Source organism: Vreelandella jeotgali Hwa, assembly GCF_000334215.1.
GTDB classification, from domain to species: domain Bacteria; phylum Pseudomonadota; class Gammaproteobacteria; order Pseudomonadales; family Halomonadaceae; genus Vreelandella; species Vreelandella jeotgali.
Genome location: NZ_AMQY01000018.1, coordinates 42,468 through 57,178, shown reverse-complemented (window position 1 = coordinate 57,178; position 14,711 = coordinate 42,468). Strand labels below are relative to the sequence as shown.

Here is a 14,711-nt window from a genome sequence, read left to right as displayed (position 1 = left end):
ATGACTGACTTGACCGGCAATCATCCGGCATCCGGCGCCGTTCGGCGTTTCAAGGGCCCCGGCATGCGGCGGATTCGGCGCCTGCATTTTATCGGTATCGGCGGTGCCGGCATGTGCGGTATCGCCGAAGTGCTGGTGCATCAGGGCTATGCTGTCAGCGGCAGCGATGTCAAGAACTCGCCGGTGATCGAACGCCTGCGTGAATGCGGGGTGGCTGTGAGCCTGGGCCATGCACGGGGCAATGTGCAGGGCGCCGATGTCGTCGTGGTGTCCAGCGCGGTGGACGATACCAACCCCGAAATCCGCTGGGCCAACGATCATCGCGTGCCGGTGGTGCGGCGCGCGGAAATGCTCGCCGAACTGATGCGCTTTCGTCACGGCATCGCCGTGGCGGGCACCCACGGCAAGACGACCACCACCAGCCTGACGGCGACACTGCTGGCCGAGGGCGGACTCGACCCCACCTTTGTTATTGGCGGCAAGCTGACCAGCGCGGGGACCAACGCGCGCCTGGGCGAAGGCGATTATCTGGTGGCCGAAGCCGATGAGTCCGATGCTTCCTTTCTGCATCTGCAGCCGCTGGTATCGGTGGTGACCAACATTGATGCCGACCACATGGCGACGTACGGCAACGACTTTGAGCGGCTGACCGGCACGTTTATCGATTTTCTGCATAACCTGCCGTTTTACGGTCTGGCGGTGCTGTGTATTGATGACGACCAGGTGCGCCGACTGTGCCCGGAGATCAAGCGCCATTTCGTGACCTATGGGTTTGACGCCGAGGCGGACTACCGCATTGCCGATTTCACCCAGCAGGGCGGTGAGGTGCGCTTTACCGCGCTGCGCCCGGAAGGTGAGCCGCTGGATATCCGTCTGGCGATGCCGGGGCAGCACAATGCGCAAAATGCCATGGCGGCGATTGTCGTGGCCAGCGATGCCGGCGTAAGCGATGCCGCCATTGTGCGCGGGCTGGCGGGCTTTGCCGGCGTGGGCCGGCGCTTTCAGGTGCACGGTGACTTTCCTCTGGCGGGCCATGTCCCGGCAGCAGAAGCCGACGCCGACGCTGCCAGCCGCCAGCCGGTCATGCTGGTGGACGACTACGGCCACCATCCGCGTGAAGTGGAAATGGTCATCCGGGCCGTGCGCGACGGCTGGCCGCAACGTCGCCTGGTCATGCTGTATCAGCCGCACCGGTATTCCCGCACCCGGGATCTGTACGAAGACTTTGTGCGCGTGCTGTCCCGGGTGGATACGCTGCTGCTGCTGGATGTTTACAGCGCCGGCGAGACGGTCATTCCCGGTGCCGACGGCCGCGCGCTCGCCGGCTCGCTGCGCCAGCGTGGCGAGGTTGACCCGCTATTTGTGGAAGACAAGAGCGAGTTGCCGGGGTTGCTGGCCAACGTGCTGCGCCCCGGCGATATTCTGCTGACACAGGGCGCCGGGGATATCGGCGGTATTGCGCAGAGTCTGGCCAACGCCGGACTGGCATTGGATGAGGTGAAGCTGTGAGCGCGAATGCCAAAACAAACGCCGGTGCGGGCGTCGCGGACACCGCAGCTCACGACGTTGTCGTGATTTACGGCGGTACCTCCGCGGAACGCGCCGTCTCGCTGAAGAGCGGGGCGGCGATACTGGCGGCGCTGCAACGTAGCGGCGTGCACGCCGTGGGCTATGATCCCCACGATTGCGGGCTGACCGGGCTCGAACGTCTGGCGCCGTCGCGGGTGTTCATCGCCCTCCACGGTCGCGGCGGCGAAGACGGCTCGCTGCAGGGGGCGCTGGAGCTGCTGGATATTCCCTATACCGGCAGCGGTGTCATGGCATCGGCGCTGGGCATGGATAAACAGCGCACCAAACAGATATGGCAGGCGCTGGAGCTGCCCACCCCCGAGTGCATCATGCTGGATGCCGGTTCCGACTGGGACGGCGTAGTCGACAGGCTGGGGCCGTCGCTGATCGTCAAGCCCGTGCATGAAGGCTCGACGCTGGGCATCAGCATTGTCGACGGCGCCGCCGAGCTGGAAGCCGCCTACCATGAAGCGATTCGCTATGATGCCCGGGTCATGGCCGAGCGCTTTATCCAGGGCGAGGAATATACCGTTTCCCTGCTTGGCGACCGCACTCTGCCGGCGATTCGTGTCGAAGTCCCCGGCGGCTTTTACGATTACAATGCCAAATATCTGGATGACAGCACGCAGTATCATCTGCCCTGCGGGCTCACCGCAGAGGCGGAAAGCGAGCTGGCGCAGCTTTGCCAGGAGGCCTTCCGGGCGGTTGGCGGTGCCGGCTGGGGACGGGTGGACGTCATGCGCGATGCTCGAGGGCGCTTTTGGCTGATTGAAGTCAACACCGTGCCGGGCATGACCGACCATAGCCTGGTGCCTCAGGCGGCGGCCCATATCGGCATGGATTTCGATCAGCTGGTGATGGCGATTCTGGCAACAGCCGGGCACGCGGGTCGCGATGCAACGACGTAACGTCTGGCTGGGCCTGTTGCTGCTGGTTCTGCTGCCGGTTGCGGGCGGCCGCGCGCTCTGGCTGTGGCTGGATACGCCCGTCGAGCGCGTCTCGGTGCGTGGTGAGCTGGACTACGTGAGCGCCGACTATCTGCGCGATCAGCTGGCGCCGCTGGTCCGCGATGCCCGCTGGCTGTCGGTGGACCTGGAGCACCTGCGCCAGTCGGCACTGGATATCGGCTGGCTCAAACAAGTGCGCGTGTCGCGTCAGTGGCCCGACAGCCTGACCTTCGAGCTGGTGGAGCAGACGCCGGTGGCGCGCTGGAACGACGACTGGCTGCTCAATACCCGGGGTCGGCCCTTTGCCTTTGCACCGCTGCCCGCTCCGGCCGGGCTGCCGGATCTGGCGGGGCCGGATGACAGCAGCCGGGAAGTCTGGGCGTATTATCAAACCCTCGAAGACCGCCTTGGGGCGCTGGACGTTACGCTGGACCAGCTGCGGCTGGAGGCGCGCGGTGCATGGCGGCTCCAGGTGGATGACGGCGCCTGGGCGATGCTGGGCCGTCGTCAGCATCCGGCGCGCCTCAAGCGGCTGATTGCAGCCTGGCAGGGAGAACTCGGCCGCCATGCGCAGGCCATTCGTTATATCGATCTGCGCTATCCCAACGGCGTTGCCGTGGCCTGGCACGGGGATTCACAGGGTGCCGGCAAGTCTTCGGAAGACCCTCGCGAGTCGCTGTCGGACGCTTCAAGGTAAGTGTTCACCAACGGTGCAAATGCGACTATCGGGGTTTAAAATGCCGGCTTCTCGACGTATTGTAGCGCCCAACGGTCGTTATACTCTGATGAGTCTTGTATCATATTGGCGGCCGGTGTGGCCGCGCTGTCTGTTTAACGGCCTGTTTCAGGGGCTGGTTCAGGGCCCGGTGCAGGCCAAGTGGCCTGCTTTCAGGGCGGCAGTGTGGGCCCGGCATCTACTGTCGATCATCGAGGCAGCGGTGGACAGCTGTTGTGGTAAAGCTACCGTGGCAAGCCGTTGTGATAAGCACGTTGTGGTAAATACGTTGTGGTAGATAGTTGTCATGACGCCTTACCTGGGAAACGAGCCGGCTTGACGCAGCTGTTCCCCTTCATCATCCAAGGAGATTTCCCGACTCATGGCAGGCGCCCCTAACGCATCCGGTATGGTGGTCGGGCTGGACATTGGAACGTCCAAGGTCGTTGCGATTGTCGGCCAGCCCACCGATGACGGTGGCATCGAGATTGCCGGGATTGGCTCCCATCCGTCGCGCGGCATGAAGCGCGGCGTCGTGATCAATATTGAATCAACGGTGCAATCCATCCAGCGCGCCGTTGAAGAAGCCGAGTTAATGGCTGGTTGTGATATACATTCGGTCTATGTGGGCATTGCCGGCAGCCATATCAGCTCGATGAACTCCGACGGCGTGGTCGCCATCAAGGATCGCGAAGTCACCGCCTCGGATATCGAACGGGTGATCGATTCCGCCAGGGCGCGCGCCGTTTCCGAAGGTCAGCGCGTGCTGCACGTCCTTCCCCAGGAATTCTCCATTGATGCCCAGGGCGGCATCCGCGAGCCGCTGGGCATGTCGGGCGTGCGCCTCGAAGCCCAGGTCCATCTGGTCACCGCCGCGGCCAACGCGGTGCAGAACATCGAAAAATGCGTTCGCCGCTGCGGTCTCGATGTGGATGCCATCATTCTCGAACAGCTTGCCTCCAGCATGTCGGTGCTTACCGAAGACGAGCGCGAACTGGGCGTCTGCATGGTGGACGTGGGCGGCGGCACCACCGACATGGCGATTTTTACCGAGGGCGCCATTCGCCACACCGCGGTGATTCCCATTGCCGGTGACCAGGTAACCAACGACATCGCCATGGCGTTGCGGACCCCGACCCAGCATGCCGAAGAAATCAAGGTCAAGTACGCCTGCGCCCTGACCGAGTTGGCGGCGTCGGATGAAATGATCAAGGTGCCAAGCGTGGGCGATCGGCCTTCCCGTGATCTGTCGCGGCAGGCGCTGGCCGAAGTTGTCGAACCCCGCTACGAAGAGCTCTTTACGCTGGTAACGGAGGAACTTCGCCGCAGCGGCTATGCCGATATGGTAGCCGCCGGCGTGGTCCTCACAGGCGGAACGTCGCGCATGGAAGGGGCCACCGAGCTGGCCGAGGAAATTTTCCACATGCCGGTGCGTATCGCCTGCCCGCAAAACGTCCGGGGACTGGCCGATGTCGTCCGCAATCCGGTTTACGCCACAGGGGTTGGCTTGTTGCACTACGCTTTACAGGAAGCGCACCACGGTCAGCAGCATGGCGCCCGAGCCGGTGTGATTCAGGCGTCGGCGGGGAAGGGCGGCGATACCCAACAGGATGAACGATCAGCGCTGGTCAAAATAAAAGGCTGGTTGAAAAGAAATTTCTGATAGAGCCGAGAGTGCGGCTCAGGAGACGGGGCTTATGTTCGAACTGGTAGATAACGCACCCTCGAGCAGTGCGGTCATCAAGGTTGTCGGCGTTGGCGGCGGCGGCGGCAACGCCGTCAACCACATGGTGGAAAGCAGCATCGAAGGCGTCGAGTTTATCTGCGCCAATACCGATGCCCAGGCGCTCAAGCGCGTATCCGCCAGGACGGTACTGCAGCTGGGCAGCGAAATTACCAAGGGGCTGGGCGCCGGGGCCAATCCCGACGTCGGCCGCCAGGCCGCGATGGAAGACCGCGAGCGCATTGCCGAGCAGCTCGACGGGGCCGACATGATCTTTATTACCGCCGGCATGGGCGGCGGTACCGGAACCGGCGGCGCGCCGGTAGTCGCTCAGGTGGCCAAGGAACTGGGTATCCTGACCGTGGCCGTGGTCACCCGACCGTTTCCGTTTGAAGGCCCCAAGCGTGCGCGTTCCGCCGAAGAAGGCATGAAGGAACTCTCCGAGCACGTTGACTCGCTGATTACCATCCCCAACGAAAAGCTGCTCTCGGTACTGGGCAAGAGCGCCACGCTGCTTACCGCGTTCAGCGCCGCCAACGATGTGCTGCTGGGCGCCGTTCAGGGCATCGCCGAACTGATTACCAGCCCGGGTATCATCAACGTCGACTTTGCCGACGTACGCACGGTGATGTCCGAAATGGGCATGGCGATGATGGGTACCGGCGGTGCCACCGGAGAAAACCGCGCTCGCGAAGCCGCGGAAAAGGCCATCCGCAGCCCGCTGCTCGAGGATATCGATCTGCACGGCGCCCGGGGTATCCTGGTCAACATCACGGCGGGTCCCGATCTTTCCATCGGCGAGTTCAACGACGTGGGGGCAACGGTTCAGGAGTTTGCCTCCCAGGAAGCGACCATCGTGGTGGGAACTTCCATCGACATGGAAATGTCGGACGAGCTGCGCGTCACCGTGGTGGCCGCCGGGCTGGAAGGCAGTCAGGCAAAGCAGTCGTCGCGCGAGCCGGCGCGTCGCACGACCCATGCCGATGCCGGCGCCGACTATCGTAATCTCCAGCAGCCGACGGTAATGCGCCAGCAGCAGGCTGCCAGGCGCGCCGAATCGCCGGAACCGGCACCGACGCGGCAAGCCGACAAGCAGCGCGCCACCGAAAACGACGACTATCTCGATATTCCGGCCTTTCTCCGCCGCCAGGCCGACTAGCGCGGTGCTGCCGGGGTGACGGGCGACAATCGCCTGCCACCCCGGCGTTGCCGGCCGGTCACGACCCCATCGTTAGCGGATGGTTGTGTACGCTGCCAGACGGGTGTGCCTTGCCATCGCCACTGCCATTTACAGGATACCAACGGCTCCCCATGATCAAACAGCGCACACTACAAAACGTCATCCGGGCAACCGGGGTGGGGCTGCACTCCGGGCACAAGGTTCACATGGCGCTGCGGCCGGCCCCGGTCAATACCGGCGTGGTGTTTGTTCGCACCGACCTGGAGCCGGCGGTGGAAATACCCGCGCGAGCCATGCTGGTTGAGGATACCGTGCTGTGCACTGCGCTGTCCGAGCGCGGCGTCAAGGTGGCGACTGTCGAGCACCTGATGTCGGCGCTGGCAGGGCTGGGCATTGACAATGTCTACGTCGACCTGAGCGCCGCGGAAGTGCCGATCATGGATGGCAGCGCGAGCCCTTTCGTCTTCCTGATTCAGTCGGCGGGTATCCGCGAGCAGGAAGCGGCGAAACAGTTTATTCGCATCAAGCGCCCGGTCACTGTGAGTGACGATGACAAGGAGGCCGTGTTTCTGCCCCACAACGGCTTCAAGGTGTCGTTTGCCATCGACTTCGATCATCCGGTGTTCAAGCAGCAGCAGCAGACAGCGCAGATCGACTTTTCGACCACGTCCTTCGTCAAGGATGTGTCCCGGGCGCGGACCTTCGGCTTTATGCGCGATATCGAACATCTGCGCTCGCACAACATGGCGCTGGGAGGAAGCCTGGAAAACGCCGTGGTGGTGGATGACTACCGCATTGTCAACGACGGCGGTCTGCGCTATGACGACGAGTTCGTTAAACACAAGGTGCTCGACGCTATCGGCGATCTCTACCAGCTCGGCCACGGCCTGATCGGTGAGTTTCGCGGCGTCAAGTCCGGCCATGCGCTCAATAATCAGCTGTGCCGCGAGCTGCTTGCCCGGCCCGAGGCCTACGAGATTGTGACGTTTGAAGGCGAGGCCGCTACCGCGCCGGTATCCTACGCCGCCCCCGCCATGGCATAGCGCTACGCCTCCCGAGCTATCGGCTACTATGATGATAAAAAGGCACTGCCCCCGGGCGGTGCCTTTTGCCGTCTGCGCCCATCTACCGGAAGTTTATCTACCGGAAGCCTGTCTACCGGGAGTCGGCCTAACGGGAGCCGGCTTTTTACGCGCGGTGCATCATGGCGTTTCGGCGTGGGACGCGAGGCGTTTCAGGGCCTTTTTAAGCTCGGGGTCGGCGGTGTCACTCGCACAGTCGGACAGCGCCTTGCCCGCGGCATGGGGCAGCGTGCGGGTGTAGCGCGGCGGAGGCTTGACCGGATTGACCGGGCGTACCTTGAAGGTCAGGCCGGTGACGCCTTCAAAGCCGGGAAGCCGGTGCAGCAGCTCCAGCAGATGCGCCTGTTCGAACCGCAGCCAGGTGACCAATACCGCGCGGTTGCAAATCAGCGTCAACTTGCCGTCGCTGAAGCCTCCCACGAAGACATGATCGCGCATTTCCCCGGGCAGGCTCGCGCGAAGCTGTTGCTGGGCCTGCTCGATGAGGCGCGACTGGCGCATCAGCCGACCCACCTGGCCGTTCGGCCGTAACAGTTGTCCGACGGGCTGTGCGCGGGAACGCTTAACCTTTATACTCACACCTTCACTCCTCGGCGCCGCCGGCGCGGACTGCCGGGAGACGCGATATTGCCATGCCACCATTCAGGGCAGTCACTGACGTCAAGCGACTGCCGGCTGGACTCGACAGAGCCTAGCACGCCGAGGAGCGCGACCCCAGCATGCCAGCGACGCTGATGTACAGAGCAACGCCGACGCGGCTGCATCGCCGCCGACGCGCCGCGCGCTGGTGGCTGGCAAGTCTTCTGGTCAGCTGCCTGTTACCGGTCAATCTGCCGGTCACCCGAGCGGCGGGCAGCCCCGCGCGCTGTGCCTGCGCGGCCGTGTGGGCGCCGGTTGTTCTGCGAGCCCGATCCTGGCGGCTGGCCCGCCGGCTACCGCGCTGGCGTCAGCGTGTCAGGCACTTTCACCGTCAGCGCCTCTGCCTGCGTCCCCGCCATAACGGCACTGCCTTCCCGGTAGCCGCGCTGGACGTCGTATCGCGCCGGGGGCCGCCTGGCTCCGCCCCAATGTTTCGTTGAACCGCGACCGGCCTCTGTCGATCCCCGACCCGGGACACAGCGGCCGTCGTGCCTGTTTTATCGGGCGGTGCTTCGGCGCCCCCTGTAGCCATTGGAAAGATTCATGATCAATAACGTATTGCGTAAAGTTGTCGGGTCCAAAAACGACCGTGAAGTCAAACGCATGCGGCGTAGCGTGCAGCATATCAACGCGCTGGAAGAGACATTCGAAGCGCTGGACGATGCCGAGCTCCAGGGCAAGACCGGCGAGCTGCGGGGTCGCCTCGACGACGGCGAGCCGTTGGAAAGCCTTTTGCCCCAGGCGTTTGCCGTGGTGCGCGAGGCGAGTAAACGCATCATGGGCATGCGCCATTTTGATGTGCAGATGGTGGGTGGCATGACGCTCAACGGCGGGCGCATTGCCGAGATGAAAACCGGTGAAGGCAAGACGCTGGTAGCCACCCTGGCGGTGTACCTCAATTCGCTGCCGGCCAAGGGCGTGCACGTCGTCACGGTCAACGACTACCTGGCGAGCCGCGACGCCGACTGGATGCGGCCGCTATACGAATTTCTCGGGCTGACCGTGGGGGTCATCTTCTCCGGTCAGGCCAACGAGGAAAAGCGCCATGCCTACGCCTGCGATATTACCTACGGCACCAATAACGAGTTCGGTTTCGACTACCTGCGCGACAACATGGCGTTCTCCCTGGAGGAGAAAGTCCAGCGCCCGCTGCACTATGCCATCGTCGATGAGGTCGACTCGATCCTGATCGACGAGGCGCGTACGCCGCTGATTATCTCCGGGGCCGTGGATGAGAATACCGAGCTTTATGGCATTGTCGACCGTCTGGCGACTCACCTGGAAAAGGGCGAAGAGCCGGAAGACGAAAACGCCACGGTCACCGGCGATTTTCTGCTCGACGAGCAGCACAAGCAGGTCGAGCTGACCGAGCAGGGCCACAACAAGGTGGAAGAGCTGATGCGCGCCGACGGCCTGCTGGACGATGAGGCCTCGCTCTACGCGGCGCAAAACCTCAACCTGCTCCAGCACATGCATTCGGCGCTGCGCGCGCGCCATCTCTACCACCGCGATGTGGACTACATCATCGCCGAGGACCAGGTTGTCATCGTCGACGAGCATACCGGCCGCTCCATGCCCGGCCGCCGCTGGTCCGAAGGGCTGCACCAGGCGGTGGAAGCCAAGGAAGGCGTGACCGTCCAGCGCGAAAGCCAGACGCTGGCCTCCACCACCTTCCAGAACTACTTCCGCCTCTACGAAAAGCTCGCCGGCATGACCGGCACCGCCGATACCGAGGCGTTCGAGTTTCGCCAGATCTACGGTCTGGACGTCATCGTCATCCCCACCAATCGCCCCCAGGCGCGTACCGACCACAACGACCTGGTGTATCTGAGCGCCCAGGAAAAATACGAAGCCATCATCAAGGATGTTCAGGCCCAGACCGAGGCCGGGCGCCCGGTGCTGCTGGGCACGGCGTCCATCGATACCTCCGAATATCTCGCGCGGCTGATGCGCGAGGCGGGCATCAGCTTCAACGTGCTCAATGCCAAGCAGCACCAGAGCGAAGCGGTCATTATCGCCCAGGCCGGGCGTCCTGGCGCGGTGACCATCGCGACCAACATGGCCGGCCGGGGCACGGATATCGTGCTGGGCGGCAACTGGGAAGCCGAAGCCGCCGAGCTCAACAACCCCTCCGAGGCCGAGCGCAATGCGCTCAGGGATGAATGGCAGAAGCGTCACGATGCGGTGCTGGAAGCCGGTGGCCTGCATGTGATCGGCTCCGAGCGCCACGAATCCCGGCGTATCGACAACCAGCTGCGCGGCCGCTCCGGGCGTCAGGGCGACCCGGGCTCCACGCGCTTTTTCCTGTCGCTGGAAGACAACCTGATGCGCCTGTTCGGGTCGGATCGCGTCCAGCGCATGATGAAGGCGCTGGGTCTCGAGCACGGCGAAGCTATCGAGCACAAAATGGTATCCAACGCCGTCGAGCGGGCGCAGAAAAAGGTCGAAGGCCGCAACTTCGACATTCGCAAGCAGCTGCTCGAATACGATGACGTTTCCAACGACCAGCGCCGGGTTATTTACGAGCAGCGTAACGACATTCTGTCGTCGGATAACGTTTCTGATGCAGTCGCGGGTATTCGTGAAGAAGTCGTGGACGAGGCGATCAGCAGCTTCGTGCCGCCGCAAAGCCTGGCCGAGCAGTGGGATCTGGCCGGCCTCGAAGCCCACCTCAAGGCCGAACTCAACCTCGAAGCGCCCGTGGTGCAGTGGGCCGAGGACGATCAGCGCCTGAGTGAGGAAAAGCTCCGCGACTGGCTTCAGACCATGCACCGGGAAGCCTACGAAGCCAAGGTGGAAGCGGCCGGTGAAGAGTTGATTCAACGCTTTGAAAAGCAGGTCATGCTGCAGGTATTGGACACTCGCTGGAAGGAACATCTGCAGTCCATGGACCATCTGCGTCGCGGTATCCACCTGCGCGGCTATGCGCAGAAGAACCCCAAGCAGGAATACAAGCGCGAGTCCTTTGATCTTTTCCAGCATCTGCTGACCAATATCAAGGCGGACGTTACCCGTATTCTCAGCCATGTTCAGGTACGCCAGCCCGAAGAGGTGGATGCTCTGGAGCGCGAGCGCCGCGAAGCGCTGGAGCGCGAACAGGCAACGGCGGCCAGCCGCCATCGGTCGCCCGACGAGGTCCCGGAAACCCGCGAGTCCGGCCGCGACGAAGCTCCCGCTCCCGGTGCCGATGGCCGGCCGGTGCGTCGCGAGGGCCCCAAGGTCGGGCGCAACGATGCCTGCCCCTGCGGTTCGGGCAAGAAGTACAAGCAGTGCTGCGGCAAGCTGGACTGACTCAAATAACCGGAGGAGACCGCTATGGCGGTGGGCAATATCCCGTTTCCAACCATGCCGTCGCTGGATGGCGTTTGTCTGGGCACGGCCATGGCCGGCATCAAAAAGGCCGAGCGGCGCGACCTGGTCGTGGTCGAGCTGCCCGAGTCGGCCACCGTGGCCGGCGTGTTTACACGTAACGCCTTCTGCGCCGCGCCGGTTCAGGTGGCGAAAGAGCATATCAAACGCTGCGGTGAGCAGGGGGCGACGCCGCGCTATTGGCTGATCAATACCGGCAATGCCAACGCCGGCACCGGCGAGCAGGGGCTGAACGATGCCCGGGAAAGCTGCCGGGTACTCGCCGAGGAAGCCGGCGTATTGCCGCACCAGGTGCTGCCGTTTTCCACCGGGGTGATTGGCGAGACGCTGCCCATGTCGCAGCTGCTGGCCGGCATCGCGCCGGCTCTCGCCACCCGCGATGGAGACAGCCCCGCCTGGGAGCAGGCAGCCGAAGGCATCCTGACAACCGACACGCGCCTCAAGGGGGCCAGCGTGACCGTGCCCCTGGGCGATAGTCAGGTTACGCTCAACGGCTTTGCCAAGGGTTCCGGCATGATTCGCCCCGACATGGCGACCATGCTGGGGTTTGTCGTGACCGACGCGGCGATCGAGCCGACTCTGCTCGACCGCTTGCTGCGCGACGCGGTGGACCGCTCGTTCAACTGCATTACCGTGGATAGCGATACCTCCACCAATGATGCCTGCCTGATGGCAGCGACCGGGCGGGGCGCAGAGGTGACAACCCAGGCTTCGATCAACGCTTTTGCCGACGGCCTGGAGCAGGTGCTGGTGGCGCTGGCTCAGGCGGTGGTGCGCGATGGCGAAGGTGCCACCAAGTTTGTCACTCTGGACGTCACCGGCGCTGAAACGCGCCGCGAAGCGCTGGATGTGGCCTTTACCGTGGCCCATTCACCGCTGGTCAAGACCGCGCTCTACGCCTCGGATGCCAACTGGGGGCGGATTCTGGCCGCGGTTGGGCGCGCCCCGGTCGACGGGTTTGATGTGGATCGCGTGGTTATTGACCTTGACGAGGTGCGCCTGGTAGAAAACGGCGGCCGCGCTCCGGGCTATACCGAAGCCGCCGGCAGTGCCGTCATGGCACGCGAGGAGATAACCATTCGCATGGATCTCGGGCGTGGCGATGACGGCGCTACCGTGTGGACGTCGGACCTTTCCCACGACTATGTCACCATCAACGCCGATTATCGTAGCTGATCAGCAATACAGTGAAAAACGACCTGGAAAGCAGATCTATGAGTGCAATGGTAAAACAACGGGTTCACGTTGCCGCCGCGGCCATTATCAGTGCCGACAAGACCAAAGTGTTGATCGCACGCCGGCCGTCCGGCTTTGATCAGGGCGGTTTGTGGGAGTTTCCCGGAGGCAAGCTGGCGCCCTACGAAACCGGCCTTGAAGGGCTCAAACGCGAGCTGCACGAAGAGCTGGGCGTGGAGATAACCCGGGCGCAGCCGCTGATTCGTGTCCACCACGAATATGCTGACAAGCGCGTTTTGCTGGATGTCTGGCAGGTACACGAATTTGCCGGCGAGCCGTTCGGCCGCGAAGGTCAGGCGGTACGCTGGGTGCCCATGGAAGAGCTGACGGGGTATCCGTTCCCGGAGGCCAATCTGCCGATTCTGCAAGCTGTCATGCTCCCCGGTGAATATCTGATTACCGGCGAAGAAGACGACGAGGCCGTGTTCGCCGAGCGCCTGACCCGCGCCCTGAAGGAGGACGGCGTACGTCTGGTGCAGCTGCGGGCCAAGACGCTGGATCGCGGGGAGTATCTGGCGCGGGCGCGCCAGGCGCTGTCGCTGTGTCGGCAATACGGCGCCCGGCTGCTGCTCAACGGCGAGCCGGCACTGCTCGACGAGGTCGACGCCGACGGTATTCACCTGACCAGCGAACGGCTGATGCAGCTCGACCGGCGACCGGTTCCGGCCGACAAATGGCTGGGCGCCTCGACGCATGACGCCGCACAGCTGCAGCAGGCCGCGGCTCTCGACTGTGACCTGGTTACGCTGTCACCGCTGGCGCCAACGCCGTCGCACCCCGATGCGGTACTCATGGGCTGGCATGACTTTCAGCAGCATGTGGAGCACGCCGGTATGCCGGTGTTTGCCCTCGGCGGCATGACTCGCTTTCACGCCAACCGCGCCCGGGCGGTCGGGGCCCAGGGCGTGGCCTCGATCCGGGATTTCTGGCAATAGACCATTGCGGCATGCCCGCCGGGCATGCCGACGTACGCCGTAACGCTGCCTGACCGCTTGCCGAGGAAGATGCCATGCTGGACCGTTTGCCTTTTCTGGTGGGGTTGCGCTATGTGCGCGCCAAACGCCGCAATCACTTTATCTCGTTCATTTCGCTCACCTCCATGCTGGGGCTGACGCTCGGGGTCGCCGTGCTGATTCTGGTGCTCTCGGTGATGAACGGCTTTGACCACGAGCTGCGCACGCGCATTCTGGGCATGGTGCCGCATACCCGGATCGAAGCCACCGACGGGCTCACTCAATGGCAGGCGCTGGCCGACCGGCTGACCCAGCGGGAAAGGGTGGTCGGCGCGGCGCCGTATGTGGAGCAGCAGGGCATGTTCTCCGCCGACGGCAACAACCAGGGAGGCATGGTTACCGGCATCAAACCCGAGCGTGAACGTCAGGTGTCGATCGTCGACGAGCACATGCAGCGCGGTTCGCTGGACGAGCTTGAGCCCGGCAGCTGGAACGTGGTGCTGGGGTCGGCGCTGGCACGCCAACTCGGGGTAGGTGTCGGCGACCGGGTGACGCTGCTGGTGCCGGAAGCCTCGATTACCCCGGCCGGTGTCTTCCCGCGTCTGAAACGCTTTACCGTCAGCGGCACCTTCAGCGTGGGCGCCGAGCTCGACGGGCGTCTGGCCTACGCCAACATTGCCGATATGCAGACCCTGGCACGGCTGGGTGATGCCGTGGGCGGGCTGCGTCTGGAGCTGGATGATCTCTTCGCGGCGAGCAGTGAAACCCAGGCCATCGTCAATGATCTGGGGCCGGGGTACCGCGGGCGTGACTGGACCTTCACCCAGGGCAATCTGTTTCAGGCGATCCAGATGGAAAAACGCATGATTGGCCTCCTGCTGACCGTTATTATCGCCGTGGCGGCGTTCAATATCGTGTCCACCCTGGTCATGGTCGTGACCGACAAGCGCGCCGACATTGCCATTCTGCGCACCATCGGCGCCACACCGCGTTCGATCATGGGCATTTTCATGGTGCAGGGGCTGGCCATCGGCGTGATCGGCATCGCCATTGGCGTGGTGGCCGGTATTCTGCTGGCGCTTACCGTATCGGATCTCATCGGCTGGGTGGAAAGCGCGTTCGGTATCCATTTTCTGGATGCCGGGGTGTACTTCATCAGCGAGCTACCGTCGCAGCTGCGCAGCAGCGATGTGATCAACATCGTCGGCGCTGCCTTCGGCCTGACGTTTTTATCCACCCTGTACCCGGCCTGGCGTGCCGCCCGCGTACAGCCGGCCGATGTGCTGCGCTATGAGTAA

12 protein-coding genes are annotated in these 14,711 nt (G+C 63.6%); 11 read left to right on the top strand and 1 reads right to left on the bottom strand.

Features of this window, described 5'->3' with window-relative positions:
- The 6 genes from murC to lpxC all read left to right on the top strand — a co-directional run bounded on the left by murC (position 1) and on the right by lpxC (position 7,177).
- Entirely contained in the window at positions 1-1,509 is a 1,509-nt protein-coding gene (murC, locus tag C793_RS0109005; RefSeq protein ID WP_017430612.1) for a UDP-N-acetylmuramate--L-alanine ligase, read from the top strand.
- A complete protein-coding gene (locus tag C793_RS0109000) occupies positions 1,506-2,477 on the top strand; it encodes a D-alanine--D-alanine ligase (RefSeq protein ID WP_017430611.1) in 972 nt (323 codons plus the stop codon). The genes murC and C793_RS0109000 overlap by 4 nt, the downstream gene beginning before the upstream one ends.
- Positions 2,464-3,213, top strand: a complete 750-nt coding sequence (locus tag C793_RS0108995) for a cell division protein FtsQ/DivIB (protein ID WP_017430610.1) — start codon at positions 2,464-2,466, stop codon at positions 3,211-3,213. The genes C793_RS0109000 and C793_RS0108995 overlap by 14 nt, the downstream gene beginning before the upstream one ends.
- Positions 3,214-3,613: 400 nt before the next feature.
- Complete coding sequence (gene ftsA / locus C793_RS0108990; protein WP_017430609.1) at positions 3,614-4,894, top strand: cell division protein FtsA; 1,281 nt, start codon at positions 3,614-3,616, stop codon at positions 4,892-4,894.
- Between the two features lie 34 nt (positions 4,895-4,928).
- Positions 4,929-6,113 carry a cell division protein FtsZ gene (gene ftsZ, locus C793_RS0108985; protein ID WP_017430608.1) on the top strand — a complete coding sequence of 395 codons (1,185 nt, stop codon included), beginning with the start codon at positions 4,929-4,931 and terminating at the stop codon, positions 6,111-6,113.
- A 152-nt stretch (positions 6,114-6,265) separates the two neighbouring features.
- On the top strand, positions 6,266-7,177 hold the full coding sequence (lpxC, locus tag C793_RS0108980; RefSeq protein WP_017430607.1) for a UDP-3-O-acyl-N-acetylglucosamine deacetylase: 912 nt from the start codon (positions 6,266-6,268) through the stop codon (positions 7,175-7,177).
- 159 nt (positions 7,178-7,336) lie between these two features.
- Here lpxC and C793_RS0108975 read toward each other — a convergent pair whose 3' ends face one another.
- Positions 7,337-7,795 (bottom strand): DUF721 domain-containing protein, encoded by a 459-nt coding sequence (locus C793_RS0108975; protein ID WP_026106206.1) that lies wholly within the window; start codon positions 7,793-7,795, stop codon positions 7,337-7,339.
- A 140-nt stretch (positions 7,796-7,935) separates the two neighbouring features.
- On the opposite strand from C793_RS0108975, the gene C793_RS14480 reads away from it, so the two are divergent.
- The 5 genes from C793_RS14480 (at position 7,936) to C793_RS0108955 (ending at position 14,711) form a co-directional block, all read left to right on the top strand.
- Entirely contained in the window at positions 7,936-8,295 is a 360-nt protein-coding gene (locus C793_RS14480) for a hypothetical protein (RefSeq protein ID WP_156805001.1), read from the top strand.
- 103 nt (positions 8,296-8,398) lie between these two features.
- On the top strand, positions 8,399-11,146 hold the full coding sequence (secA, locus tag C793_RS0108970) for a preprotein translocase subunit SecA (protein ID WP_017430605.1): 2,748 nt from the start codon (positions 8,399-8,401) through the stop codon (positions 11,144-11,146).
- Between the two features lie 24 nt (positions 11,147-11,170).
- Entirely contained in the window at positions 11,171-12,400 is a 1,230-nt protein-coding gene (argJ, locus tag C793_RS0108965) for a bifunctional glutamate N-acetyltransferase/amino-acid acetyltransferase ArgJ (RefSeq protein WP_017430604.1), read from the top strand.
- Between the two features lie 38 nt (positions 12,401-12,438).
- Positions 12,439-13,395, top strand: a complete 957-nt coding sequence (locus C793_RS0108960) for a Nudix family hydrolase (RefSeq protein ID WP_017430603.1) — start codon at positions 12,439-12,441, stop codon at positions 13,393-13,395.
- 74 nt (positions 13,396-13,469) lie between these two features.
- Positions 13,470-14,711, top strand: coding sequence for a lipoprotein-releasing ABC transporter permease subunit (locus C793_RS0108955; RefSeq protein ID WP_017430602.1), 1,242 nt, complete (start codon positions 13,470-13,472; stop codon positions 14,709-14,711).

Coding starts and splice junctions, on each gene's coding strand:
- secA (WP_017430605.1), top strand. CDS start 8,399: ATGATCAATAACGTATTGCGTAAAGTTGTCGGGTCCAAAAACGACCGT.
- C793_RS0108960 (WP_017430603.1), top strand. CDS start 12,439: ATGAGTGCAATGGTAAAACAACGGGTTCACGTTGCCGCCGCGGCCATT.
- lpxC (WP_017430607.1), top strand. CDS start 6,266: ATGATCAAACAGCGCACACTACAAAACGTCATCCGGGCAACCGGGGTG.
- C793_RS0108995 (WP_017430610.1), top strand. CDS start 2,464: ATGCAACGACGTAACGTCTGGCTGGGCCTGTTGCTGCTGGTTCTGCTG.
- argJ (WP_017430604.1), top strand. CDS start 11,171: ATGGCGGTGGGCAATATCCCGTTTCCAACCATGCCGTCGCTGGATGGC.
- C793_RS0108955 (WP_017430602.1), top strand. CDS start 13,470: ATGCTGGACCGTTTGCCTTTTCTGGTGGGGTTGCGCTATGTGCGCGCC.
- murC (WP_017430612.1), top strand. CDS start 1: ATGACTGACTTGACCGGCAATCATCCGGCATCCGGCGCCGTTCGGCGT.
- ftsZ (WP_017430608.1), top strand. CDS start 4,929: ATGTTCGAACTGGTAGATAACGCACCCTCGAGCAGTGCGGTCATCAAG.
- ftsA (WP_017430609.1), top strand. CDS start 3,614: ATGGCAGGCGCCCCTAACGCATCCGGTATGGTGGTCGGGCTGGACATT.
- C793_RS14480 (WP_156805001.1), top strand. CDS start 7,936: ATGCCAGCGACGCTGATGTACAGAGCAACGCCGACGCGGCTGCATCGC.